Annotated in this window: 24 protein-coding genes, 1 tRNA gene and 2 pseudogenes; 13 read left to right on the forward strand and 14 right to left on the reverse strand. The window is 70.8% G+C overall.

From position 1 onward, the window contains the following. The first annotated feature begins 11 nt into the window (after window positions 1-11). Both ACTFAP_RS00895 and ACTFAP_RS00900 read left to right on the forward strand, forming a co-directional pair. Complete coding sequence (locus ACTFAP_RS00895; protein WP_500467964.1) at window positions 12-1466, forward strand: lipase maturation factor family protein; 1455 nt, start codon at window positions 12-14, stop codon at window positions 1464-1466. A gap of 58 nt (window positions 1467-1524) precedes the next feature. Further along, window positions 1525-1598 (forward strand) — tRNA-Pro (locus ACTFAP_RS00900). 70 nt (window positions 1599-1668) lie between these two features. Here the strand turns inward: ACTFAP_RS00900 and ACTFAP_RS00905 are convergent. Both ACTFAP_RS00905 and ACTFAP_RS00910 read right to left on the reverse strand, forming a co-directional pair. Further along, window positions 1669-2025, reverse strand: coding sequence for a tyrosine-type recombinase/integrase (locus ACTFAP_RS00905; RefSeq protein ID WP_495683104.1), 357 nt, complete (start codon window positions 2023-2025; stop codon window positions 1669-1671). Window positions 2026-2152: 127 nt separating this feature from the next. Further along, window positions 2153-2506, reverse strand: a complete 354-nt coding sequence (locus tag ACTFAP_RS00910; protein WP_500467965.1) for a winged helix DNA-binding protein — start codon at window positions 2504-2506, stop codon at window positions 2153-2155. 333 nt (window positions 2507-2839) lie between these two features. Between ACTFAP_RS00910 and ACTFAP_RS00915 the strand changes: the two genes are divergently transcribed. Together ACTFAP_RS00915 and ACTFAP_RS00920 are read left to right on the forward strand one after the other, a co-directional pair. Then, window positions 2840-3574: a thiamine pyrophosphate-binding protein gene (locus tag ACTFAP_RS00915; RefSeq protein WP_500467966.1), complete on the forward strand. Its 735-nt coding sequence runs from the start codon at window positions 2840-2842 to the stop codon at window positions 3572-3574. A 59-nt stretch (window positions 3575-3633) separates the two neighbouring features. Next, on the forward strand, window positions 3634-4536 hold the full coding sequence (locus ACTFAP_RS00920; RefSeq protein WP_500467967.1) for a transketolase family protein: 903 nt from the start codon (window positions 3634-3636) through the stop codon (window positions 4534-4536). Between the two features lie 114 nt (window positions 4537-4650). On the opposite strand, the gene ACTFAP_RS00925 is transcribed toward ACTFAP_RS00920, so the two are convergent. The 4 genes and pseudogenes from ACTFAP_RS00925 to ACTFAP_RS00940 form a co-directional block, all read right to left on the reverse strand. Next, the gene (locus ACTFAP_RS00925; RefSeq protein ID WP_500467968.1) at window positions 4651-4791 is read right to left on the reverse strand and encodes a hypothetical protein; all 141 of its coding nucleotides are present in this window, start codon (window positions 4789-4791) and stop codon (window positions 4651-4653) included. After that, complete coding sequence (locus ACTFAP_RS00930) at window positions 4788-5645, reverse strand: aldo/keto reductase (RefSeq protein WP_500467969.1); 858 nt, start codon at window positions 5643-5645, stop codon at window positions 4788-4790. Before ACTFAP_RS00930 ends, ACTFAP_RS00925 begins: the two co-directional genes overlap by 4 nt. A gap of 212 nt (window positions 5646-5857) precedes the next feature. Continuing rightward, window positions 5858-6220 (reverse strand): annotated as a pseudogene (locus ACTFAP_RS00935) (SDR family NAD(P)-dependent oxidoreductase); the annotation flags it as partial. A 167-nt stretch (window positions 6221-6387) separates the two neighbouring features. Next, window positions 6388-6543 carry a hypothetical protein gene (locus ACTFAP_RS00940; protein ID WP_500467970.1) on the reverse strand — a complete coding sequence of 52 codons (156 nt, stop codon included), beginning with the start codon at window positions 6541-6543 and terminating at the stop codon, window positions 6388-6390. Window positions 6544-6818: 275 nt separating this feature from the next. Here ACTFAP_RS00940 and ACTFAP_RS00945 point away from each other — a divergent pair, with 275 nt between their 5' ends. Beyond that, a complete protein-coding gene (locus ACTFAP_RS00945) occupies window positions 6819-7499 on the forward strand; it encodes an alpha/beta hydrolase (protein ID WP_500467971.1) in 681 nt (226 codons plus the stop codon). Window positions 7500-7607: 108 nt separating this feature from the next. Then, window positions 7608-8516: an aminoglycoside phosphotransferase family protein gene (locus tag ACTFAP_RS00950; protein ID WP_500467972.1), complete on the forward strand. Its 909-nt coding sequence runs from the start codon at window positions 7608-7610 to the stop codon at window positions 8514-8516. Between the two features lie 340 nt (window positions 8517-8856). On the opposite strand, the gene ACTFAP_RS00955 is transcribed toward ACTFAP_RS00950, so the two are convergent. Both ACTFAP_RS00955 and ACTFAP_RS00960 read right to left on the reverse strand, forming a co-directional pair. Then, a complete protein-coding gene (locus ACTFAP_RS00955; RefSeq protein WP_500467973.1) occupies window positions 8857-9795 on the reverse strand; it encodes an NmrA family NAD(P)-binding protein in 939 nt (312 codons plus the stop codon). A 95-nt stretch (window positions 9796-9890) separates the two neighbouring features. Further along, window positions 9891-10781: a pirin family protein gene (locus tag ACTFAP_RS00960; RefSeq protein WP_495683114.1), complete on the reverse strand. Its 891-nt coding sequence runs from the start codon at window positions 10779-10781 to the stop codon at window positions 9891-9893. Between the two features lie 86 nt (window positions 10782-10867). Here ACTFAP_RS00960 and ACTFAP_RS00965 point away from each other — a divergent pair, with 86 nt between their 5' ends. Both ACTFAP_RS00965 and ACTFAP_RS00970 read left to right on the forward strand, forming a co-directional pair. Continuing rightward, the gene (locus ACTFAP_RS00965; protein ID WP_495683115.1) at window positions 10868-11215 is read left to right on the forward strand and encodes a winged helix-turn-helix transcriptional regulator; all 348 of its coding nucleotides are present in this window, start codon (window positions 10868-10870) and stop codon (window positions 11213-11215) included. A gap of 235 nt (window positions 11216-11450) precedes the next feature. Next, window positions 11451-12224, forward strand: coding sequence for an SDR family oxidoreductase (locus tag ACTFAP_RS00970; RefSeq protein ID WP_495683116.1), 774 nt, complete (start codon window positions 11451-11453; stop codon window positions 12222-12224). Between the two features lie 412 nt (window positions 12225-12636). Here ACTFAP_RS00970 and ACTFAP_RS00975 read toward each other — a convergent pair whose 3' ends face one another. The 4 genes from ACTFAP_RS00975 to ACTFAP_RS00990 all read right to left on the reverse strand — a co-directional run bounded on the left by ACTFAP_RS00975 (window position 12637) and on the right by ACTFAP_RS00990 (window position 18343). Next, window positions 12637-15000: a heavy metal translocating P-type ATPase gene (locus ACTFAP_RS00975; protein ID WP_500467974.1), complete on the reverse strand. Its 2364-nt coding sequence runs from the start codon at window positions 14998-15000 to the stop codon at window positions 12637-12639. A gap of 914 nt (window positions 15001-15914) precedes the next feature. Further along, complete coding sequence (locus ACTFAP_RS00980; protein ID WP_495683120.1) at window positions 15915-16541, reverse strand: S8 family serine peptidase; 627 nt, start codon at window positions 16539-16541, stop codon at window positions 15915-15917. Next, a complete protein-coding gene (locus tag ACTFAP_RS00985) occupies window positions 16484-17173 on the reverse strand; it encodes a hypothetical protein (RefSeq protein ID WP_495683121.1) in 690 nt (229 codons plus the stop codon). The genes ACTFAP_RS00980 and ACTFAP_RS00985 overlap by 58 nt, the downstream gene beginning before the upstream one ends. 72 nt (window positions 17174-17245) lie before the next feature. Further along, window positions 17246-18343, reverse strand: a complete 1098-nt coding sequence (locus ACTFAP_RS00990) for a MerR family transcriptional regulator (protein WP_495685039.1) — start codon at window positions 18341-18343, stop codon at window positions 17246-17248. A gap of 207 nt (window positions 18344-18550) precedes the next feature. Here ACTFAP_RS00990 and ACTFAP_RS00995 point away from each other — a divergent pair, with 207 nt between their 5' ends. Then, a complete protein-coding gene (locus ACTFAP_RS00995) occupies window positions 18551-18715 on the forward strand; it encodes a hypothetical protein (RefSeq protein WP_495683122.1) in 165 nt (54 codons plus the stop codon). A gap of 365 nt (window positions 18716-19080) precedes the next feature. Here ACTFAP_RS00995 and ACTFAP_RS01000 read toward each other — a convergent pair whose 3' ends face one another. After that, window positions 19081-19734, reverse strand: coding sequence for a TetR/AcrR family transcriptional regulator (locus tag ACTFAP_RS01000; RefSeq protein ID WP_500467975.1), 654 nt, complete (start codon window positions 19732-19734; stop codon window positions 19081-19083). Window positions 19735-19831: 97 nt separating this feature from the next. On the opposite strand from ACTFAP_RS01000, the gene ACTFAP_RS01005 reads away from it, so the two are divergent. Both ACTFAP_RS01005 and ACTFAP_RS01010 read left to right on the forward strand, forming a co-directional pair. After that, entirely contained in the window at window positions 19832-20572 is a 741-nt protein-coding gene (locus ACTFAP_RS01005) for a CPBP family glutamic-type intramembrane protease (RefSeq protein ID WP_495683124.1), read from the forward strand. A 206-nt stretch (window positions 20573-20778) separates the two neighbouring features. Beyond that, window positions 20779-21612 carry a hypothetical protein gene (locus ACTFAP_RS01010; protein ID WP_495683125.1) on the forward strand — a complete coding sequence of 278 codons (834 nt, stop codon included), beginning with the start codon at window positions 20779-20781 and terminating at the stop codon, window positions 21610-21612. Between the two features lie 290 nt (window positions 21613-21902). Here the strand turns inward: ACTFAP_RS01010 and ACTFAP_RS01015 are convergent, their stop codons facing one another. Continuing rightward, window positions 21903-22229: an ArsR/SmtB family transcription factor gene (locus tag ACTFAP_RS01015; protein ID WP_400011157.1), complete on the reverse strand. Its 327-nt coding sequence runs from the start codon at window positions 22227-22229 to the stop codon at window positions 21903-21905. Window positions 22230-22245: 16 nt separating this feature from the next. Here ACTFAP_RS01015 and ACTFAP_RS01020 point away from each other — a divergent pair, with 16 nt between their 5' ends. Together ACTFAP_RS01020 and ACTFAP_RS01025 are read left to right on the forward strand one after the other, a co-directional pair. Then, complete coding sequence (locus ACTFAP_RS01020) at window positions 22246-22719, forward strand: SRPBCC domain-containing protein (RefSeq protein WP_495683126.1); 474 nt, start codon at window positions 22246-22248, stop codon at window positions 22717-22719. Window positions 22720-22810: 91 nt separating this feature from the next. Beyond that, a pseudogene (locus tag ACTFAP_RS01025) lies at window positions 22811-23040 on the forward strand (DUF899 family protein). Window positions 23041-23062: the final 22 nt, after the last annotated feature.

The following is a 23062-nucleotide window of genomic DNA, read 5'->3' on the forward strand; positions in this document are numbered from 1 at the left end:
ACGGATACGGCATGGAGTGGTTCGGCGACCCCGACGCCTGGCTCAGCAGAGTGGTGATCCAGCGCGGACTGGCCCTGATCTACCTGATCGCCTTCCTCGGCGCGCTGCGGGAGTTCCGCCCGCTGGCCGGGGAGCGGGGCATCACCCCGGCACCGTCGTTCCTGCGGGCCGTGCGGTTCCGGGATGCCCCCGGCCTCTTCTCGCTCGGCTACACCGACCGCCGGCTGACGGCGGTGGCGGGAACCGGCGCCGCGCTGGCGGCGGCGGTGGCCCTGGGCGCGGCCGACGCGGTCCCGCTGTGGACCTCGATGCTGCTGTGGTTCGCCCTGTGGGCGCTGTATCTGTCCATCGTGAACATCGGCCAGGTCTGGTACGCGTTCGGCTGGGAGACCCTGCTGCTGGAGGCGGGCTTCGTGGCGATCTTCCTGGGCAACGCGCGCATCGACCCGCCGGTGCCCACCCTGTACCTGCTGATCTGGCTGGTCTTCCGGGTCGAACTGGGCGCCGGACTGATCAAATGGCGCGGCGACCGCTGCTGGCGGCGGCTGACCTGCCTGTACTACCACCACGAGACCCAGCCCATGCCGGGACCGCTCAGCTGGTGGTTCCACCACCTGCCCCGGCCGCTGCACCGGGTGGAGACGGCCGCCAACCACGTGGCGCAGCTGATCGTGCCCTTCGCCCTGTTCGCACCGCAGCCGGTGGGCAGCTGGGCGGCGGCGGTGGTGATCGTGACCCAGCTGTGGCTGATCGCCTCGGGGAACTTCGCCTGGCTCAACTGGCTCACCCTGCTGCTGGCGGTGGCGGCGGTGGACGGCGCCCTGGCAGCCCGCCATCTGCCCCTCCCGGCCCCGCCGGGTGGCGGCCAGGGCGACGCCCCGGTGTGGTTCGCCGTCCTGGCCGGGGCGGTGACGGTACTGATCGCCGTGCTCAGCTACTGGCCGGTCCGCAACCTCCTCTCCCCCGGCCAGGCGATGAACCGGTCCTTCAACAGCCTCCATCTGGTCAACACCTACGGAGCGTTCGGGACCGTGACCCGGCAGCGGTACGAGGTGGTCCTGGAGGGCACCGACGACCCGGAGCCGGGCGCGCTCACCGAGTGGCGGGCGTACGAGCTCCACGGCAAACCGGGAGCGGTGCACCGCAGGCCGCGCCAGTTCGCCCCGTTCCATCTGCGCCTGGACTGGCTCATGTGGTTCGCGGCCCTCACCCCCGGCTACCCGGCCCCCTGGCTCCCCCGCCTCATCGACCGCCTCCTGGCCGGCGACCGCCCCACCCTGCGCCTGCTGCGCGTCAACCCCTTCCCCGACGCCCCGCCCACGTGCATCAGGGCCCGCCTGTACCGCTACCGCTTCACCACCCGGGCGGAACGCCGCACCACCCGCGCCTGGTGGCACCGCACCGAGCTGGGCGACCACCTCCCGCCCCGGCGCCGCCAACAGCCACCCGGAGCAAGCACCAGCTGAAATGCGGTATGGTTCTACTGCACGCAGACGAGGGGCAAAGCCCCAGGTCACAAGGCACCGGGACGTGGCGCAGCTTGGTAGCGCACTTGACTGGGGGTCAAGGGGTCGCAGGTTCAAATCCTGTCGTCCCGACGGTGCGAAGGGCCGGTGAGCCGGGAGAATCCTCCCAGCTCACCGGCCCTTTCCATGCTCCGATTCTGGTTCACCGGACGACGCGCAGATGCCGCTGAGGCCTCTCCTTTGGGACCACTTTGGGACCAGCCGCCTCCCGGCCCTCCGCGAGGTGAGCTGCCAGGGCCATTCCGGCCTCCCCGATGGCCCGGCGGTCGGGATGCAGATACCGCTGCGTGGTGACCAGCGATCCGTGTCCGGCGATCAGCCGCAGCACATGCACCTTGACCCCCGCGTCCGCCATCCACGTCAGCCCGGTGTGCCGAAGGTCGTGACGGCGCAGATGTTCGTATCCGAGGGCGACGACGACCTCGTCCCAGTGCGTGGCGTCACGCAGGACGACGGTGGTGATCCTCCCGCCCCTGGGGCCGGTGAACAGGCGGGCCATGGGCCGGTATCCGACGGCTTCCAGGCGCTGGATCACCCGGGGCCGGAGCAGCGGCTCGCGGGGCGCTTTCCGCTCGAACCGTACGAGCCGGAAAACGAATGCTACGGCGGATCCCCGGCGGTTGCGGTCAGGTTCTGGGCCGTCGCCAAGCCAGGCAGGAGGGGAAGCCGCGATACCGCCCGGTCGGTTCGGCCAGAGTGGATCTCGGTGTTCCGGGGGCGACCGTGCTCCGACGTTGCCGGTCGGGTGCGGGCCGGTCAGGCCGGGGTGTCCTCCGGTGGAGGTGCGTCATGAGGTCGCCGAGCAGTGTGCGCAGCCGCTGGTAGTCCTCCTCGCCCAGTGAGTCCCGGAGGTGCTCGTCGAGGTCGACCAGCAGCCGGTCCGCGCCGACGGGTTCCCGCCGGCGGTTGTCGGTGAGGTAGAGCTCCTGCACGTTCGCGTGCCGGGGATGCGGCTGGCGCTCGACCCAGCCGCGCTCCACGAGTTTGCCGACCAGTGGCGTGATGGCCTGGGGGTGACTCCGACGACTGCGGCCAGTTCGGCGCCGGTCAGCCCCGGTTTCACCTCAAGGTTGATCAGTACGGAGTACAGCGAGCCGGAGACGCCGAGCTTGCGCAACGGGGGTTCTCTGGTGCTCTGCAGGGCCAGATCCGCTCGCCGCAGCAGGGCAGCGGCCTGCGTCCGGGCGGGGGCGGTGACGTCCGGCGCCAGGCCCAGGGGACCCGAGCGGTCACGGGCCTGTGAGCGAACGGTGGACGGGGACCGCGGATCCCCTGTTGACTTCAACAGCACTTGAAGTTCTAGCGTGCTGACCATGACGAACGCGATCAGGACGCAGACGGAGAACAGTGTCGCCGGGTTCGGTGAGTTGGCTTCCCTGATGGGGCTGATGACCGGGGCCGAGAAACACGGTCCGGCCGCGACGTCCACGCTCGACGCGCTGTGGGTCCTCTACGACCGGGTGCTGCGGGTCTCCCCCGAGACCATCAAGGACCCGGGGCGGGACCGGTTCCTGCTCTCCAAGGGGCACGGCCCGATGGCCTACTACGCGGTCCTCGCCGCCAAGGGCTTCTTCCCCAAGAAATGGCTGCCGGACTTCGGGACATACGACTCCCCTCTCGGGCACCACCCGGACCGGACGCTGGTCCCGGGCGCGGAGATCGGCAGCGGGTCGCTCGGGCACGGCCTGCCGCTGGCCGTCGGCACGGCGCTGGGGCTGCGGGCCCAGGGGCTCGACGAGCCGGCCGTGTGGGTACTGGTCGGCGACGCCGAACTGGACGAGGGGAGCAATCACGAGGCCATCGCGTACGCCGGAGCCGCCGGGCTCTCCCGGCTGCACACGCTGGTCATCGACAACTCCTCGGCCACACACGGCTGGCACGGCGGGATCGCCGCGCAGTTCGAGGCCGCCGGATGGTCGGCGGTGACCGCGGACGGGCGCGATCACGAGGCGCTGCACAAGGCGTTCGCCGCCCCGCACCCGGGACGCCCGCACGCGGTGGTCGCCCAGGTGGAGCCCAAGGACACGGGCGAACCCAAGGTCGCGTGAGGCCCCCCACTCCCCCGCTCCCCGACTTTCCATGACCTTTCACGAGACGGGATTCCCCCATGGACACCATGCGTGAGCGCTTCGCCGCCGTCGCGTCCCGGCTGCTGGACGAGGACCCGCGGCTCGCCGTCGTACTCGCCGAGATCGGCAAGGACGGCTTCATCCAGGCACAGAGCCGACACCCGGACCGGGTGGTGAACGTCGGCATCAGGGAACAACTGCTCGTCGGCGTGGGCGGCGGGCTGGCCCTCACCGGCTTGCGCCCGATCATGCACACCTTCGCCAGCTTCCTTGTGGAGCGCCCCTTCGAACAGGTGAAGCTGGACCTCGGCCACCAGGGCGTCGGCGGCGTGCTGGTGAGCGCGGCCGGCTCGTACGACTGGCCCGCCGGCGGCTTCACGCACATGTCACCGGGCGATGTTGCCCTGCTGGACAGCCTGGACGGCTGGACCGTCCACGTCCCCGGCCACCCGGACGAGGCCGAGACACTGCTGCGGCACGCCGTGGCCGCCGGGGACGACAAGGTCTACCTCCGGCTGTCCGAACAGACCAACCAGGAGCCACGCGCGGTCGACGGCGCCCGCTTCCTGACCCTGCGGGAGGGCCGCGGCGGCGTGGTCGTGGCAGTCGGCCCGATGCTGGAGAACGTACTCGGCGCCGTCGCCGGCCTGGATGTGACGGTGCTGTACGCGACCACCGTGCGCCCCTTCGACGTGGCCACGCTCCGCACCGCCGTAGCGGCCGCCGAGGCGGCGGACGTGGTGGTCGTGGAGCCGTACCACGAAGGCACCTCGACGCGGCAGGTGAACGACGCGCTGGCCGACGTACCCCACCGCGTGCTCGGCCTCGGCGTCGGCCGCCGGGAGCTGCGCCGCTACGGACAACTCGACGAGCACCTGACCGGGCACGGCCTGGACCCGCACACCCTGCGCGAAAGGATCACCGGCTTCCTGGGACGGTGAACAGCGCCCGCCGCTGGGCGGTCGTGCGGCTTGCGCATCCGCCCCATAACGTCCAGCCAGGGTTGGGGCTTGGTCAGAGGTGAAGACCTCCGGTGTGGTGGAGGTGTCGAGCCTTCACCACACGGAGATCTTCGTGTCGGTGCCATCGGGAGGCGGCGCCGTTGCAGGCGCGGAGGTGGACTTTCCGTCGACGGCGACGGGCCAGATCCAGGTCGGCGTGCCCGGCGTGGTGCCGTCGTCGCGGTACTCGGTCATTTGCCGCTGTAGACGGGGAAGACGCTGTGCTCGCCGTAGTCCTGGGCGCGCAGATCGAGCAGCGTGGCCATGTCCGTCTCGGAGATCTCGAAGTCGAGATCGGCGTTGGAGCGCATGTGCGCGGGGTTGGCGGTCTTCGGCAGCGACACGGTGCCGAGCTGCACCGTGTAGCGGATGCACAGCTGAGGCACGGACACGCCGTACTTGCCGGCCATCGCCTGGACATCGGGGTTGTCCAGGATCGCGCCGTGGGCGATGGGCGAGTACGCCTCGACGAGGATGCCCTTGCTCTCGCAGTAGGACAGGAGACCGGAGGGCGTGTTGCCCGCGTGCACGAGCAGCTGGTTCACGTGCGGGACGACGGTCGCGGCGGACAGGATGTTCTCCAGGTCGTGCTCCTGGAAGTTCGAGACCCCGATCGCGCGGATCTTGCCCGCCCGGTGCGCGTCCTCCAGGGCGCGCCAGGCCTGGCGGTTGCCCTCGGCGTAGTCGCCGCCGCGGAAATCGCTCCAAGGTTGCGGGCTGTGGATGAGCATCAGGTCGACGTGTGCGAGGTCCATCGTGGCGAGGGACTCGTCGATCGCGGCGACCGCGCCGTCGTAGTCCTTGACCTCGGCCGCCAGCTTGGTCGAGACGAACAGCTGATCCCGGGAGACGCCCGCGGTGCGGACGCCTTCACCGACGCCGCGCTCGTTGCCGTAGGCCTGGGCGGTGTCGATGTTGCGGTAGCCGATCTCCACCGCGGCGCGGACCGCTTCAGCCGCCTGGTCGTCCTCGATGAACCAGGTGCCGAGCCCCAGCTTGGGGATCTCGACGCCGTTCGACAGGGTGTAGGTCTCATCCAGGATGGTCATCCGTTGTCTTCCTTCGTCCTTCGGTTTCGATGGTTGTCATGACGCGCCCGGGCCTCATGTCCTGCGCTGTTGCTCCGCCGCCGGCCCGGGTGCTCCTTGCGCGCGGTGCGACGGAGCTGCCCAGCTTCCGAGCAGCCGCACGGCCTCGGCGGTGGCGGAGCCGGGCTCGACGGTGAAAACGAGCATGACCGGCCCCGGATCGGTGGCAAGCTCAAAAGGACGGCGTTGACCTGGTCGAAGTTCGCGGCTGTCTCGTCGGCGGCGTCCGAGGGCGGGGCCTGCACGCCGGCGCAGTTGAAGGCCATGTCGAGACGCCCGAAAGTCTCCACGGCCTGATCGACGGCGGCGGCGACCCGCGCCTCGTCGGTGACGTCGCAGGCGATGCCGATCGCCCGGTGGCCCTCGTCGTCGAGCGATTGCGCGGCCTGCTCGACGGCCTCGGCGCTGCTGTCCAGCAGCGCGACGGCGGCTCCGCTCCCGGCGAAACCGCGGGCCGCGGCCAGGCCCATGCCGGAGGCCGCTCCGGTCACGAGCGCCACCTGACCGGCGAAGTCGTACGTCGGGTTGTTCGTCATCAGGGTGCTTCCCATCCTCTGGTGTTCTTCGTCGTGCGGGCCCACCCCTCTTCAGCGCGGCGTTTGCGTCTCCGACGTTATGACCAGCGACCGGGTCGAACCAGGACCTGCTGGACCACCGTTCGTCCGGCTTCCCTGAGCATGCCCGCCCCGGGGCCCGCGCCCGGTCAGGACTCGCCCGGCGCGGCGGAACGGAGCATGAGCTGCGCCTGCCACGTGGGCGGCGACGACACCGGCAGCGGGGTCGCCGCGTCGCGGGCCGGCTGGATCCCCGAGCGCCGCACCAGGTCGACGGCGCTGTCCAGGGTGGTCTGCTGGAGCACCTCTCGCCCGTCACTTCCGCGCTCCGTCCGGCACAGACCGACAGGCAGGACCCACCATGACGAACACCACCACACCCATGAATCGCCGCTCGCTGCTCCAGGCGACGACGGCCGCGCTGCTGCTGAGCGGATGCTCCAGCGTGGTGGGATGGGGCTCGAACCCGGACGCTTCGACGCGCGGCGGGCCTGTACGCCCGCTCGCTGGCCGAGCAGGGATTCATCACGCTGGCCCACGACGCCTCGCACTACGGGAAGAGTGAGGGCAGCCGCGGAACATGGAGGACCCCAGCCACCGCGTCCGCGACATCCGCAGCGCGGTCACCTACCTGAGCAACCACCAGCAGGTCGACGCCCACCGGATCGGAACCCTCGGCGTCTGCGCCGGCGGTGGCTACACCATCGACGAGGAGCAGACCGACCTGCGCGTCGGGGCCGTGGCCACCGTCGTGGCCTACGACATGGGTGCCGCCGCGCGGGAAGGAATCGAAGGGGCCCCGATCTCCCGCGAGGGACGGATGGCCCAGCTCCACGCGATCGGCGACCAGCTGACCCGGGAGGCCGGTGGCGAGCCGCTCGTCGAGCAACTCGTCCCCGACCCGGACCAGCAGACCGACGACACCCCGTCCTTCTTCCGCGAAGCCGCGGACTACTACCTGACGGATCGCGGCAGCCATCCTCGCGCGGAGAACCGCTTCGTCGTCACCAGCGTGGGGCTGCACATGGCCTACTTCCCGTTCGCGCAGATCGAGACGATCTCACCGAGGCCGCTCCTGCTGATCGCCGGGGAGAACGCCGAGACGCTGCAAGTCAGCCGGGCCGCCTACGAGGCGGCGGGAGAGCCCAAGAAACTCGTGGTCGTGCCGGGGGCCTCTCATTTCGACCTCTACGACAGGCCCGAGCACGTCGAGCCGGCCGTGGAGCGCATGGCGGACTTCTTCGCCCAGCACCTGGCCTAGGTGTGTTGCTTTCAGCTTGGGCCTGGGGGCGGATGGTCACCGGACTGAGTTCGGGGCGATCGGAAATCGCTCGTGGTGGACTGATGGGGCATCGTACGGTCGCTTCCGATGAACGAGATGCCCGAGGTTTTGCCGTTGCCAGACCGGAGACCAGTCGACGCCGCAGTGGCGGGCAGGTTGATCGCGGCGCAGTTCCCGCAGTGGTCCGATCTCGAGGTCCGGACGGTCGATGTGCAGGGTTGGGACAACTGCACCTTTCGTCTTGGTGACGAGATGCTGGTGCGGCTGCCGACTGCCGAGGAGTACGCGCTGGCGGTGGAGAAGGAGCAACAGTGGCTGCCGGTTCTCGCACCCGCGTTGCCGGTGGAGATCCCGGTTCCGCTGGCCGCAGGCGTGCCCGATGAGAGCTTTCCGCACAACTGGTCGGTCTATCGGTGGATCGATGGCGAGCCTGCGGCCCGTGCCGTCGTCACGGACATGACGGCGTTCGCCCTCCACCTTGCGCAGTTCCTCCTGTCCTTGCAGCGGATCGACCCGACAGGCGGACCGGGCCCGGGAATGCACAATTGGTTCCGCGGCGGACCACTGGCAACCTACGACGGGTGGGCCCGATCTGCCCTGGAGACGTTGGACGGACTGATCCGGACCGAGGCCGCCGAGGAGATCTGGGAACGGGCGTTGCGAGCCTCGTGGAACGGTGAGCCAGTCTGGTTCCACGGGGACATGGCCTCGGGGAACCTTCTGGTGAAGGACGGTGCGCTCGCGGCTGTCATCGACTTCGGCACCTGCGGAGTCGGAGACCCGGCCTGCGACCTCTCGATCGCCTGGACGATGCTGACCGGCGAGAGTCGGTCCGCGTTCCGCGATCGGTTGGGGGTGGACAAGGCGACCTGGGAACGTGGACAGGGCTGGGCGCTCTGGAAAGCCTTGGTCGTGTGCGCCGGAGCGGTCCGCGATGGCCGGGGCCTGCCGACGGACGCATCGTTCGTTCTGGAGGAGATCCTCGCCGCCCGATGAGCGGCTGGAGCAAACAACACGTTGACAGCAGGTCACCGGGACAACGGCGTCTCTCTTCGGAAGCTGCCGCAGTCACAGGACGCGCCGGATGTCCCAGACGAAACTGTCCGAGCGGCCCGTGAGTTCGGCTTGCTCGATGTCTTTGCCGGCAGCGCGGGACGTGGGTACGTCCTGCTGGAGCCGGCCTGCGGGGCGCGGCGTCCAGTTGCTCGTCGCGGCCGAACTCCTCCAGTCCGTGAGCCGGGGGGAGCACCTCGAGCTGGAGAGGTCGTTGCGCTGTCTGGTGACGGCCGATGACGGTCTCGTGCGTGCGCACGCGCGCGTCCCCGTGTGGTGGCTCTCAGACAGGGGTCGGCCACTCGCCCCGGTGCCGGGTCGCCTTGGGTACCGCGAAGTGCGCCGCACCCCGGCGCGCCAGATAGGCAGCCACCGAGGTCGGTATGACGTCCGGGTAGTCCGCGTTGCGCACGTCGCGCAACGAGGCCGTTCCGTCGAACATCGCGACCTGGGCTTGCAGCGCCACGTACTCGACCACGCTCGACGCCGTGAACTGCCGACGCGCGATCTCCGCGCGCAGGTCGTCGAGGGTACCCCTGCGCACCAGTTCCCACCGCCGCCCGGACGCCGCTTCGATCTCGTTCCGCAGTTCCAGCATGGTCAGCTGTTCGCCGACCACGTGCACCTCGCGGCCCGCGGTCTTCGGGTCGAGCGCGATCGCGGCCGTGAACGCGGCGGTGTCCGCGATCGTGGTGATGTCGATGGCGCGCATGCCGTCGCCCCATACGGAGAACGTGCCCGCGACCGGGTCGAGCACCTCGTGGACCGGGCCGAGAAAGTACTCCGGGAAGGCGCCGATCGCCACCGATGTGCGCGCGACGGTCGAGGTCGCGAACGCGTCCGCGAAGGCTCGGCGCAGGTCGGACAGCACGTTGATGCCGTAGCCGTATCCGAAGAGGTCGATCGAGAAGTCGGACGGAATCATGCGGTGTACGCCGGCCCGCTCGGCGGCGCGCAGCAGCGCCCGCTGCCCGTCGATGATCACCTCCGGCCCACCTTGGACCGCGGACACCACGACCTCCACACCGTCGACGTGCCGCTGCAGTGCGTCAGAACCGTCTGCCAGGTCGCCGACGCACAGGGTCAGATTCGGGTGTGCCGCCAGCTTGTCGGTCGAGGGTTTACGGACCAGCGCGCGTACGTCCGCGCCGCGCTCCAGCAAGTTCTTCACGATCAGGCTGCCGAGGCTACCGGTTGCTCCTGCCACCAGTACGGTCGTCATTGCGGTTACTCCTTGTTCGTTCTGCTTGTGGTTGGCCGGCCGGCCGGTCCGCGGGTTCTCCGCGAGGGGCGATGAAGGTGTTCCGAGTGCCTCAGTCAATCCCCGGCGATGAAGCGGGTGGACCGGGGAACGCTGCCGAACTTGCCGGAATGGAAGTCGCGGTACGCCTGGACGATCTCGGCCTGGCTGTTCATCACGAACGGACCGTGGGCGACGACGGTCTCCCCGATGGGCCGGCCGGAGAACAGCATCACCCTTGTCCGTTCGTCGGCGTCGCGGGCGGCCAGGACCAGCGTGGTCGGGTCGCCCCTCCGGGACACGGGATCGGACCAGGCGATCTCTCCCGCGCGTACGGTCCGCCCGCCGACCGTCAGGCAGCCCGCGATCACGTACACGAAAGAGCGTTCGCTCCCGTCGAGTACCTGCCGGTACTCGGCTCTCGGGTCGAGCGTGATCACCATGCCCAGAATCGGCCAGTGATTGACCGCCGGCCCGCGCACCGCCCCTGCCTCGCCCGAGATCACCTGGACCAGGACACCCGGCTCGGTGTGCACGGCCTGGCCACCGGCCCGCAGGTCCTGGTAGCCGGTGGGCACCGACTTCTTGTGCGACGGAAGGTTGAGCCACATCTGGATCACATGGGCCTGCTCCGCGCGGGCCGCGACCTCGCGGTGGATGACGCCCCGTCCGGCCGTCATCCACTGCACGTCTCCGGGCCCCAGGACACCGGCGTTGCCCATGCTGTCGCCGTGTTCCAGGGCTCCGTCCAGGACGAGGGTCACGGTCTCCATCCCGCGGTGCGGATGCCACTCGAACCCCGGCTGATTGACCCATTCCTCCCCCATGAGCAGGAACGGGTCGGTCCGGGCGTCGTCGCCCGGCGGAATGATCAGCGCGCTGTGGTCGGACATGGGCGTCGGACCGATGACCACCCTGGCCACGACCCGGTTCACCCGGCGGTCCGTCGGCGCGGTACGTGCGGTCATCGTGCCCTCCCTCTCGTCGGCTCGAAAAGCATCCATCCCGGCTGCCCGCATCGACAAAGAGCACAGAAGTTACTTACTTTAGAGAAGTGACGAGACCGCCTGACTCCCCTGTCGACGAGGAGAGCTGCCACCGCATCCTGCGCGCGCTCGACATCATCGGGGTCCGCTGGACCGGACCGATCCTGCTCGCCGGAGCCCGGGGCGCCCGCCGGTTCAAGGAGTACCGCGCTCTGGTCCCGGGCATCTCGGATCCGCAGTTGACGCTGCGGCTCAAGCAGTTGCAGAGCCGTGGGCTAATCGAACGCACCGTCGTCCCCAGCACGCCGGTCCGGATCACGTACGCCCTCACCTCGGACGCCGAAGAGCTGATCTCCGCCCTGCAGCCGTTGTCGCACTGGAGCGAACGGAATCTCCCTACGCGAGGCGAGACGTGACGCGGAACCACTCCGTCCCCGCCGAGGCTCGGCCGACCGGCTGTTCGATGCGGCGTGCCGCTTCGCTCAGCATCTCTGCTCAGTCGCGCTGAGCGGCGGTCCGGCCGCGTTCACAGCCCTGCGGCGACGAGGCCTTCGCGGAGTGGGTCGGCGCCGGTGTGATGTTCTGCTGTTGCCGTTTCCCTCGGCAGGTGCCGCGCGGTGCGGCACCTCATCGATCCGGAAGGACTGAGTCGTGCCGGACTCCATCAGCCGCGGAGCACTCGTCACCGGGGCCTCGCGTGGCATCGGACGTGCCGCCGCCGTCGCCCTGGCCGCCGCGGGGCATCGCGTCGCCATCCACTACGGGCGTCACCGCGAGGACGCGGAGCGGACGCTCGCCCTGCTTGCCGGGGAGGGGCACACGGTCGTGGGCGGTGATCTCTCCGACCCGTCCACCGCGCGCGGCGTCGTCGAGGAGGCGGCACGGGCGCTGGGCGGCCTGGAGGTGCTGGTGAACAACGCGGCGGTGGCCCCGCAGCCGGAGAACCGGCACCGGATCGGCGATGTGGACTGGGAGACGTGGCTCGGGTCCTGGAACGCGATGATCGGCACCAACCTGCTGGGCGCGGTCAACGTCACCTGGGCCTTCGCCGATCAGCTGATCGGCCGCGGGGCGCCGGGGAGCATCGTCAACGTGGGGTCGCGCGGCGCCTTTCGCGGCGAGCCCGACCATCCGGCGTACGGGGCGGGCAAGGCCGCCCTGCATGCCTTCGGGCAGTCCGCCGCCGTCGCCCTGGCGCCCCACGGGATCGCTGTGACGTCGGTGGCGCCCGGGTTTGTCGCCACCGAACGGCAGGAGGCGAAGCTCGCCGGTCCCGAGGGGGACGCGGTGCGGGCACAGAGCCCGTTCGGCAGGGTGGCGTCGGCGGAGGAGATCGCCGCCGCGATCGTGTACCTGGCCTCGCCCGGGGCGGCCTGGTCCTCCGGCGCCGTGCTGGATCTGAACGGGGCGTCCTACCTGCGGTGACCGCGGGAGACCACCGTGGTCGCGGTGCCGCCCGCCCTCCGGCGGGGCGCCGGCACCGTTGCCGCAGTGTTCGCACGGCGCGGAGGGTGTCAAGCGGTGGTCTGCGGGCGCCCGTCCAGCCGCCGGGTCAACAGGCGGATCCCGCCGCAGTTGCTGCGCGCCGGCGTGCGGCTCACCAGTCTCACTCCCCCGCGGACAGCCACCACGGTCGACGCAGGAGCTGAGCACGTCGGGTGTGCCGTTCGACCATCTCGACGACGTCGTCATCGACATCGACGATCCGCAGGCCAAGGTGCGGGGCTTCTGCGAGTGACGACCCTGCCGCCGTCCTGCCACCCGGTGGGCGGGCGAAGCCACAGCCGGGCTCCGGGAACCGCGGCGAGTGGCCCGGCGGCCCTCCCCCGCACGGCCCTCACGTCCTCCCCGCTGCCGGTCCGGGCGCGTCCGGCAACCGCAGGCGTTTGAGGGCAAGGGCGTTGAGCGCGACGACGATGCTGGAGCCGGACATGGCGAGCGCGGCGATCTCGGGGCGCAGGACCAGGCCGGTCAGGGGTTCGAAGACGCCGGCGGCGATGGGGAGTGCCAGGGCGTTGTAGCCGATGGCCCAGCCGAGGTTCTGCCGCATCTTGTGCACCGTTCCCCGGCCGATGCGCAGGGCGGTGGGCACGTCGAGGGGATCGGAGCGCATCAGGACCAGCTCGGCGGTTTCGATGGCGACATCGGTGCCGGTCCCGATGGCGATGCCGAGATCGGCCCGGGCGAGCGCGGGAGCGTCGTTGATGCCGTCGCCGACCATGGCGACCCGGCGACCCCGCTGCTGGAGTTTCGCGATGCTGGCCGCCTTGTCCTCGGGCAGGACCTCGGCCAGCACGGTGTCGATGCCCAGGCGGTCGGCGATGCGTTGCGCGGTGGCGCGGTGGTCGCCGGTGAGCATGACGACCTCGATGCCGAGGTCGTGGAGCGCGGTCACGGCCCGGGCCGAGGTGTCGCGTACGGCGTCGGCGATGCCGATCAGCCCGGCCGCGCGCCCGTCGACGCCGACGATGACCACGGTGTGCCCGCCGGCCGCCAGTGCGTCGCGGCGGGCGGCGAGCTCCGCCAGGTCGATGCCCTCGCGCTCGGCCAGCCGGCCGTTGCCCACGACGACCCGGTGCCCTTCCACCTCGGCGACGGCGCCGTGGCCCGGCACGTTCTCGAACCGCCGCGCGCCCGCCGCCGTGATGTGACGTTCCTCGGCGCAGCGGACCACGGCGTCGGCCAGCGGGTGCCCGGACTCGCGTTCCACGGCGGCGGTCAATCGCAGCAGGGTGCGTTCGTCGTATCCGGTGGCCGGGACGATGTCGGTCACCTCGGGCCGGCCCCGGGTGAGCGTGCCGGTCTTGTCCATGACGACGGTCCCGATCCGGGCGGCGGTCTCCAGGGCGCCGGCGTTCTTGAACAGCACACCGCGTGCGGCGCCCAGGCCGGTGCCGACCGTGAGGGCGGTCGGGGTGGCGAGTCCCAGCGCGTCGGGGCAGGTGATGACCACCACGGTGATGGCGAACAGTACGGCGGTCCCCAGCGGCCGGTCGCTGAACAGCAGCCAGGCCGCGAGCGTGAGCAGCCCGCCCACGAGGGCGACGAGCACCAGCCAGAACGCCGCCCGGTCCGCGAGGCGCTGCCCCGGTGCCTTGGAGTTCTGCGCCTCCTGGACGAGCCGGACGATCTGGGCGAGTGCGGTGTCGGCGCCCACCTTCGTGGCGCGGACGCGCAGCGTGCCGTTGGCGTTGATGGTGGCGCCGACCACGGTGCTCCCCGGGGCCTTGGCCACCGGCAGGCTCTCCCCGGTGACCATCGATTCGTCGACATCGCCCTCCCCCTCCACCACGGTCCCGTCGGCGGCGATCTTGGCGCCGGGCCGGACCAGCAGGAGGTCGCCGACGGCCACCTCCGAGGTGGCGACCTCAACCGGCCGGCCGTCGCGGATCACCAGGGCTTTGGGGGGCGCCAGGTCGAGCAGGGCGTGGATGGCGTCGTTGGCGCCGCCGCGGGACCGCATCTCGAGCCAGTGGCCGAGCAACACGAAGGCGGCCAGCACGGTGGCCGCCTCGTAGAAGACCTCCCCGCCACCGGTGAGCGTCACGACCAGGGAGTAGAGCCAGCCCGCCGCGACGGCCACCGAGACCAGGACCATCATGTCCAGGGTGCGGGCCCGCAGCGCCCGCACGGCGCCGGTGAAGAAGACGGCGCAGGAGTAGAAGATCACCGGAAGGCTCAGCAGCAGGGCCCAGACGTCCTGGGGCAGGCCGAACGGCACGGGCAGGTGCAGGCCGAGGACGTTCTCCGCGATCGGCGACCACAGCAGGACGGGGATCGAGAACAACAGCGCCACCAGGAAACGGTCCCGCAGGTCGGCTGCCATGGCCGCCATGGACGCCCCGGGTCCCACGCCGGGTCCCGGCTCCCCCGCGGGCTCCGGTGCCGGTGCCTGGGGCGTCCCGGGCTCCATCAGCGGATCACAGAGGTGGGAGGGCACCGACTGACCGGCGCAGTGGTAGCCGCATTCTTCGACCCAGTGGCGCAGCTGGGCCACGGAGGTGCGCCGTGGGTCGTAGGCGACGGTCGCGGTCTGCGTCACCGGGTTCACCTCCGCGCGCCGCACGCCGGGCCGCCGCCCCAGTACGGCGGCCACGGTGCTCTGCTGGGAGGCGCGCAGCATGCCGGTGACGTCCAGGACGACGGTGCCGCGCTCCTCGCCGGGGCCGGCCGTCCGCTCCGCCCGGTCACTGTCCGCCATACGCTCCACCCCGGTTCTTCCGGCCGGTCACGGCGGCGGGCCGCCGGCCACCGGACCGCAGATCGGGACACCGGTCTCCAGAGCACCACGCGCGGCGGACGGGGGCGAGCCGCGCGGGACCGTTCGTCTGACCGGTGCGCGTGGGTCGGGGCCTCCGGCCGTTCATCGGGGTGAGAAGGCCCTGTTCAGCGCGTCAGGTAGGCGTCGATGATCGTCTGGACGGCCTTGTTGCCGTGGCGGTCCTTGATCTCGGCCCGCAGGGACACAGAGCAGTCGGCCCTCGGGTTGTCGATCTTCACGGCGCCCTCCGCGACCGGCGCCTTCTTCCTTCCAGGTCGCACCGCCGTCGGTGGAGTAGGAGATCCTCACCGGCGACGGGTGGGCCTCCGCCGTGCCCTGCAGGCTGAAAGGCACCCGGAAGGACTTCTTGCCGGCGGGGGCGGTGGAGTCGAGGTCCAGTCGGGGGCGAACCGGATCACCGAGGCGGGCAGCCGGACGATTTCCTCCGGGCCGCCGGAACCGGCACCGGAGGTGAAGGTGAAGGAGGAGGTGATCTCCGTACTCACCGGGAAGCCCTGTCCGGCCCGGCCTGCGGTCGTCACCAGTTCGTACCTGGCCTGCTCGGGGAAGTTCGAAGGAGACGGTACCCAGGATGTCGTGCCCGGTGGCGAACTCCTCACCGTCGCGGTACAGGACGGTACGGGCGGTGTCCGCGTCGTAGTCGGAGCCGCCGTGGTGGCCGGCGCCGTCCGAGAAGGAACCGAGGTGACCGTGGAGGGTGTTGCCCTCCCGGAACAGACCGTAGTAATCGTCGGAGATCTGCGTCCCGAACACCCCGGTGTTGAAGGTGCGGTTGTGGTTCTCACCGCCCTCGAACGGCTGGAAGCCGGTCCAGTAGTCGGCCCGGGAGTCCGTCACCACGGTCTGCATCCACGAGGTGTTGTCCTGGACGAACACGGTCGTGGTCCGGTGAGGTTCGCCCCAGGTGCCGGCGCCCCAGGACGGGCTGTCGGGGATGGTGAACAGGGAACCGGCGTCGCCGGGGACCGGTGAGCCCAGTTCGGTGCTGCTGCGGGCCAGCTCATCGAACCGCATCCGCTTCTCGGGCCGACAGAGGAGAAGGGCGCCAGCGCGTCCGACGCGGCCGAGAGGCGGTTGACGGCCTCCTCCATCGGGTTGATCACCGGGTGCGGGAAGATGCCCAGGCTCATCGAAATGATGTCGGTGCCCTGGTCGACCGCCCACTCCATGCCCTCGATGATGTCCGGTTCCCAGCCACCGCCCTCGTCGTCGAGGACCTTGCCGTTGAGGATGCGGGCGCCCGGTGCGATGCCGGTGTACGTACCGTCGCCGTGCACCCCGGTACCGGCGGCGGTGGAGACGACGTGCGTCCCGTGGCCCTGGCGGTCGAGGATGTCCGGGGAGTCGGAGAAGTTCTCGGCGGCGGTGACCTTGCCGCCCGCGAGGTCGGCGTGTTCCTCACTCACACCGGTGTCCAGGATGGCGATGGTGACGCCCTCGCCGTCGTACCGGACTCCCACGCCCGCGGGGCTCCGATCTGCGCGGCGGACTCGGCCAGGGGCTTCTCCGCCACGCCGTCCAGCGCGATGGTGGCGATGCCTGGGGCGACGGCGAGAGAGAACGCTTCCGCGCCGGTCGCCCCGGTGAGGGCCGCCCAGATCGCGGCGGTCTCCTCGTCGGTGACGGTGAGCGCCTCGCCGTTGATGGACTCCAGGACGGTACGGCCCTCGGCCGCCCCGACCGCGACGTCGGCGAGACGGGCGGACGCGGTGTTCTGCTCCCGCGCGCTGCCGGTGTAGGTGACGATCAGCGGCAGCCCGCCGGTCCGTCGGTAGCGCTCGCCTGCGAGCGTGGTGACGTCGAACAGCCGTTCTTCCAGCGTCCCGGCCCGGATGAGGGCCCAAGCGTCGCCCGGGACGACGTTCGACTCACCGTTGAGGGTGAGCCGCTGGACCGGTATGGACTCACGGCCCTCGGCCGGTAACAGACCGGTGGGCCTGCCGTCGGCCCCAACGAGGACGCGGTCACCCGTGATGAGGGTGACCATCACACCGCCCGCCGCACCGGGTACGAGGCTGTTCGCCCGGCCGCCGGACCCCTCCTGGGAGCCGCCCGCAGCGGCCACCGCTGGGGTGCCCGTACCGGCCGCCATGACTGCGACGGAGATCGCCGCCGTGGCGTGCCGCCTGGTGCTTGCGGTCGAGGGGCATGAACCGCCGTCCGTTCAGGCCACGAGCAGGCGAAGGCCGAGATCTGCCGCGTTTAGGTTTGCAAGGTCGCCGTTGCGCTCTTTCCACCGGCCGGAGGCGAGGTCGTCGCGGAGGTCTCGTACCGCCCTCTGCTCGGCCTCCGGCCCGACCCTCGTCCACACCGACACCGCACGGCGTACCTGATCCTCCAGGTACGCCTGCGGCCGACGCCAGTACGCCTCGAACAGGCCGTCGCCGCAGTCCCAGGGGACGGGTACCGGCTCAGTGCGGGCGCCGATGGCGTCGGCCATCCCGGCAAGCGAGGGAAATCCCGCGAGGACAGCGGCGAACTCGGGCAGATAGTCGCGGGTGAGCCAGAACCGGTCCTGCCATCCGGGCTCGTCGGTGTCGAACGTGAGGACCACCACGCGGCGGGCCACGCGCCGCATCTCGCGCAACCCCGCTACCGGGTCTCCCCAGTGATGAACGGTGGAGACAGCCATCGCGGCGTCGAAGGACTGGTCCTGGAACGGCAGGTTCTCCGCAGCGGCGGCCACGCACGGCGCCGAGCCGGCAGGCCGCTGCCCCCGCATGACCGCGGACGGCTCCACCGCGGTCACGTCGCGACCCGCGGGCTCGTAGGAACCCGTGCCGGCCCCGACGTTCAGCACCGTCTGTGCGTCGCCGAGCGCGTCCAGGATCTGTGCGGCGATCCGCGGCTCGGTGCGCCGGGTCGCGGTGCAAGCGCCGCCGATCGCGTCGTACAGCCGCGCACCGAGCACCTCCAGTTGTTCTTCCGGTGTCACCTTCAGCCCCTTCGCCCGTGCTTCAAGCTCCCTGTCGATGGCCGCCGCCATGGCGTCAGCGCGGTCACGCCGTTCCAGCAGCAGGCCGCGCAGTCGGCGCAGGTGTGCGACCGCGTCGGTCGACGAGTCGTCAACCAGTTCCGCGACCTCTCGCAGACCGAAGCCCAGCTGTCGGTAGGCCAGTACTTCCCGAAGCCGCGCGACATCGCCCGCTGAGTAGGCCCGGTATCCACCTGCGGTGCGCGCCGACGGGCGCACGAGCCCGATCCGGTCGTAGTGATGCAGCGTGCGGACGGTCACGCCGGCCAGCTCGGCCACCCGCCCCACGGTCCAGTGATCCTCCACGGCCCCGACTATGCGGCCTGACGTCGCGTCAGGGTCAAGAACTGCGGTCACGGCAGCGACAACCGAAGCCGATGCCACTGCCGATGATGCAGGAATGCCGCCGGCCGCACACGCAGGTGTGCATGACGGCAGCTCCAACCACCATGGTTGGGGTCCATCGTCGTTTCCCCGACCCGGCACAATCAGCCTGTGAATCCTGCCGACATCGTCACCGATGCACAGTGGACCCTGGTCGTACTGTTCATCGCCGCGCCCCTGCTCGTCCTCGCCGCGCTCCTGGCCGCGCCGTTCGCCATCGGCGGGTTCGCCGGCCTCCTGCGACGGCGCCGCGCCGCGCGGGCCGGCAGACCGTAACCGGGCGCCACGGTTCTCCCCTTGGCGCATCCACCCCGCACCATCACCGGGTGACCGTCGCGGAGTTCACCGTCGAGACGCGGTGGAAACGCTCCTGCTGCTCACCATCCTGTGAGCACCGCCCCCGGCACGGTGGTCGCGGCGATCGCCCTGACTATCGCCGACCCCATCGCCGGTGCAGCCCGAAGTACGTGGACGTGGCGGTCCGGCGCCCCGGGCCACGCTCGGCGGTATGGACCCGGCCATCGCCCTCCACAACCGGGCCCGTGCTCCCGCCGGTGGGAACACGCGGGGATCAAAGTTCTTGATGTGATCCCCCGTCACGCATTCCTCGGTCGTACGCTCGTCACACCACGGAGACGGTGCTACGTCCCGGCCACCGGCCGTGAACCCCTGTCCACGCTCTCCCGCCCCTCGGGCGCCAAGGCCCGTTCCCACAGATCCACCACCGACCGCACCCGGTCCGCCATCGGCCGGTCGTCAGCGGGGTCGAGCACCGCGCCGTGCACCTGGGCCTCGATGCCCTGCACCGCCAGCAGCGCCGTGACCTCCGGTGCGTCCCCGCCGGCTCCCAGCCGGCGCAGTTGGGCGGCCAGCCCGGCCGCTGCCCGCTGCTCGAAGGCCCGCAGCTCCGCCACGGTCGCGGTGGTGCGGGGCGTCTGGTCGAACAACAGCCGGTGCAGCGCGGGCCGTTCGGTGTGCAGCGCCACCACCCCGCCCACCAGCTCCTCCAGCAGCGCCCGCAACGGCAGTCGCCGGGCGGTCGCCACCGCCAGCAGCCCGTCCAGCTCGGTGGCCGCGGCGCGCAGGTGCTCCCGGGCCAGCGCGGTCAGCAGCCCGTCCTTGTTGGGGAAGTACTGGTACAGCGAACCGATGGACACCCCGGCCCGCTCGGCGACCTTGTTGGTGGTCGTCGCGGCATAGCCGTACCGCTGGAAAAGCTGAGCCGCTGCCTCCAGAATCACCTCGACGGTCTCCCGGGACCGCTGCTGACGTGGGCTTTTACGGGGCTGGACCATGGGGCTCCCATGCGAGTACCAAAAACTGAGGATAACTCACATCATGGAGGGGCGGGCCCGCCCACCTCACCGCCCCCTCCGCGAAAGACCCTGCCTCGTGCTCTCCGACCTGCTCGCCTATGCCCTCCGGATCCTGCCCGGCCTTGGCCTGTTGACGTTCTGCTACCTGCTGACCCGCCCCCTGCGCGACCCGCTGCCCCGGATCGCGGTCCTGATCCTCGGCTTCGTCCTCGTCCGGGACGCCATGACCCCGGCCGGGCTGTGGCACATCGGCGCCGCCGGGGCCGTCCCCTGGCTGCGGTTCACCCCCGACCCGGCGCTGCTCGTGGTGTGCGGCACCCTGACGCTCGCCACCACCGCGCTGATCCTGCGCACCGACCACCGCCTGGCGGCGCTGGTCCCCTGGGGCCGGGCGGACCTCCGCACCTTCGGGTGGGGCCTCGGCGGTGGCCTGCTGGCCGCCGCCCCGGTGTTGGCTCTGGCCATGGCCCGGCCGCTGGACGAACGCGGTGGAGCGGTCGACCTGTCCCTGCTGCCCGCCCTGGCGTTCTTCGCGCTGGCGGGCAACCTCGCCGAGGAGGTACTGTTTCGCGGCCTGCTCCAGACCCGCCTGGAAGCCGCGACCGACCGCATCCGCGCCACGCTCCTGTCAGCCGCGCTCTTCGCCGCCTGCCACACCTTCCTCGCCTCGACGGTCACTGACGTGGGCTGGCCCCTGCTGGCCTTCACCCTGTACGAGGGTCTGATCTGCGCACACCTTCGCAACCGCCACGGCGTTCTCGCCGCCGCCCTGGCCCACGCCCTGGCGATCTTCCTGCTGGGCAGCGCCCTGCTGTGACCCCAGCGGGCGGCGGGAGACGCCCGACCGAAGGCGCCTCGGCCAGGCAGCGCCGCTCGGCGGGAACACCGGGACGGCATCACGTTCTCACCTCCGCGCATCAGCGGATCTCCGTACAAGTGATCGTCCGAAAGGCTGCGCATCATGGCGTTCGCACACGGGAAGAAATGCCCTCGCCACACAGTGCGACAGGATGAGGGGGCAGATTGGCCAGGCGAGGAGAGGTCGAGGCGCTGGCGACGCAGATCCGCGAGCTTCAGTGCAACGTCAACAAGCTGCACCAAGAACTCGCGTCCATGCGAGCCGAAATCGTGAGCACGGTCCTCAACGGCTTCACGGAACTCCGCTCCGACAACACGGCCCTGCGACAGGATCTCAACGGCAGCATCTCCAGCGGCTTCGCCGAGCAACGCGGTCTCCTGGGCCGGCTCGGCGAACGGCTGAACCAGGAACAAGCCGATGCGCAGACGGCGCTGCGCGAGGTCGAAAGCCTTCACCGTAAGGCCGCCGAAGCCCGGGTCGCCGAACTCGAGGCCCAGCAGCGGCCGGCGCCGGAACGGCGGGCCGAGAACCACGAGCCGGCGCGGTCAACGGCGGAGGCGGGTGAGCCCCAACCCGCGAACGGCGGGGAGTCCGGCTACGCCGGCCTCCTCGCCCTGGCCGCCGGCGTCGCCTACGCCGAGATCACCTGTCACCGGGACACCTGGGCCTTTCTCGTCGAACGCGCCGCTCAGACCGAGCACTTCCGGCTGCCGGCCGGTGTCGACGAAGCCAACGACGGCACCATCGAAGCCGACCTCTCCGGTCGCACGCTGATCGCCGTCCTCGATGCCCTCTGGCACACCACCCACGACGCCACCCTCGGCCACGGGACACGGGCACTCGCCGCCCGTGTCTACGACCGCATCAGCCAGTCACTCCACGACCTCCAGCCAACCGACGACGGCGAGCAGGCCGTGACCCGCATCGTCATCGACAACCGGCCGCCCAAGACGCCACCGGCCGACGGCACACCCGACCCCGAACCCACAACAGACTGAGCCCGGCCACATGGTGCCCCGCCCCCTTCTTCCGGGGGTGGGCACCGTCATGTGTGCTCTACCCGGCGATGGTGTCGGCCCATTCGGAGTACAGCAGCTCCGGCAGCGGCAGGTTGTCCGCCCTGAACACCGCGATCCCGCCGGGCCCGGGGCTTCCCCGGCTGCCCGTCTTCGGCCTGTGGTCCTGCCTCAGACGCTCATGGCACTCGGATGAACGGCTGCCCGCACTGCCAGTCGGCAGGAGTCGCGCGTCGTGCGTCGCCCCGAGGTTGTGTGGCGGCCGAGCGCGGTCAGTCGCCGTCCAGGTCGTCGAGCAGATGGACGGCGGCCTGCATGTAGTCGCTGATCCAGCGGTCGTGGATGCGTTTGATCGGGAGCGGGGCCAGGGCGAGGTGACGCTCGCGGCCCGACTTGCGGCCGGTGACCAGTTCCGCCCGCTCCAGCACGCGCAGGTGCTGGAGCACCGTGGTGCGGTCGAGCTCGGGGAACAGCGCGCACAGCGACCCCGTGGTGTGGGTGGAGGCCTTCAGCGCGTCGAGCATCCTCCGGCGCACCGGTGAGGACAGCGCCTTGAACACGCGGTCATCGTCCGAACCGTTGTCGATCGCCCCTGTCATGTTGTAAAAATACAACATGACGAACGAGCCGGTCACCGAGTTGTCCTTCACCGTCTCCGGACGGGTCGCCCGTCCGTGTGCGGAGGCGTACGAGGCCGTAGCGGATCCGGAGCAGCTCTCGCGGTACTTCACCACGGGCGGGGCGAGGGGCCGTCTGGAAGCAGGTGCGCAGGTGGAGTGGGACTTCGCCGACTTCCCCGGTGCCTTCCCCGTCACGGTCATCGAGGCCGACCCCCCGCGCCGCCTCACCATCGAATGGGGCGCCGAGGCCTCCGTGAGCGAGGGCGGCACCACCCGCGTCACCTTCGAGTTCGAGCCCATCGACGGCGACTCCCGCACGCTGGTGACGATCACCGAGACCTCCTGGCGGGCCACCCCGGACGGCGCCAAGGCCGCGTTCGGCAACTGCGAGGGGTGGACGGGCATGCTCGCCGCGCTGAAAGCCTGGCTGGAGCACGGCATCAACCTGCGTGAGGGCTTCTACCGTTGAGCGCGCGGCACGACCGGCCCGCGATCGTCGACCGCGCCACCTGGAACGACGCCGGGGTGTCCTGGTGCAGCAGGAGAAAGCGCTGACCCGGATGAAGGACGCGATCAGCGCGGGCCGCCGTCGGCTGCCGATGGTCGAAGTGCGTCCGGACTATGCCTTCGACGGGCCCGGGGCACCGTCACGCTGCTCGATCTCTTCGAGGGGCGCCGGCAGCTCATCGTGCGGCACTTCATGCGCGGCCGGCGCCCGATCGCCCCCTTGCCCACTTCCGGGCACCCGGTGGCCTCCAGTGTTCGGGAGTGTGGGGACAGCGTCGAGTAGCTGAGCCCGGTGGCCTCCGCAC

Source organism: Streptomyces sp. PH9007 (assembly GCF_059813725.1).

What these genes read in the sequence shown, in the direction of transcription:
- ACTFAP_RS00975 (WP_500467974.1), bottom strand. Translation starts at nt 15,000, where the DNA reads ATGGCGGACAGTGACCGGGCGGAGCGGACGGCCGGCCCCGGCGAGGAG.
- ACTFAP_RS00920 (WP_500467967.1), top strand. Translation starts at nt 3,634, where the DNA reads ATGGACACCATGCGTGAGCGCTTCGCCGCCGTCGCGTCCCGGCTGCTG.
- ACTFAP_RS00915 (WP_500467966.1), top strand. Translation starts at nt 2,840, where the DNA reads ATGACGAACGCGATCAGGACGCAGACGGAGAACAGTGTCGCCGGGTTC.
- ACTFAP_RS00960 (WP_495683114.1), bottom strand. Translation starts at nt 10,781, where the DNA reads ATGACCGCACGTACCGCGCCGACGGACCGCCGGGTGAACCGGGTCGTG.
- ACTFAP_RS00950 (WP_500467972.1), top strand. Translation starts at nt 7,608, where the DNA reads ATGAACGAGATGCCCGAGGTTTTGCCGTTGCCAGACCGGAGACCAGTC.
- ACTFAP_RS00930 (WP_500467969.1), bottom strand. Translation starts at nt 5,645, where the DNA reads ATGACCATCCTGGATGAGACCTACACCCTGTCGAACGGCGTCGAGATC.
- ACTFAP_RS01020 (WP_495683126.1), top strand. Translation starts at nt 22,246, where the DNA reads ATGACGAACGAGCCGGTCACCGAGTTGTCCTTCACCGTCTCCGGACGG.
- ACTFAP_RS00955 (WP_500467973.1), bottom strand. Translation starts at nt 9,795, where the DNA reads ATGACGACCGTACTGGTGGCAGGAGCAACCGGTAGCCTCGGCAGCCTG.
- ACTFAP_RS00925 (WP_500467968.1), bottom strand. Translation starts at nt 4,791, where the DNA reads ATGACCGAGTACCGCGACGACGGCACCACGCCGGGCACGCCGACCTGG.
- ACTFAP_RS00905 (WP_495683104.1), bottom strand. Translation starts at nt 2,025, where the DNA reads ATGGCCCGCCTGTTCACCGGCCCCAGGGGCGGGAGGATCACCACCGTC.
- ACTFAP_RS00895 (WP_500467964.1), top strand. Translation starts at nt 12, where the DNA reads ATGGAGTGGTTCGGCGACCCCGACGCCTGGCTCAGCAGAGTGGTGATC.
- ACTFAP_RS00945 (WP_500467971.1), top strand. Translation starts at nt 6,819, where the DNA reads ATGGAGGACCCCAGCCACCGCGTCCGCGACATCCGCAGCGCGGTCACC.
- ACTFAP_RS01000 (WP_500467975.1), bottom strand. Translation starts at nt 19,734, where the DNA reads ATGGTCCAGCCCCGTAAAAGCCCACGTCAGCAGCGGTCCCGGGAGACC.
- ACTFAP_RS00985 (WP_495683121.1), bottom strand. Translation starts at nt 17,173, where the DNA reads ATGGCGGCCGGTACGGGCACCCCAGCGGTGGCCGCTGCGGGCGGCTCC.
- ACTFAP_RS01015 (WP_400011157.1), bottom strand. Translation starts at nt 22,229, where the DNA reads ATGACAGGGGCGATCGACAACGGTTCGGACGATGACCGCGTGTTCAAG.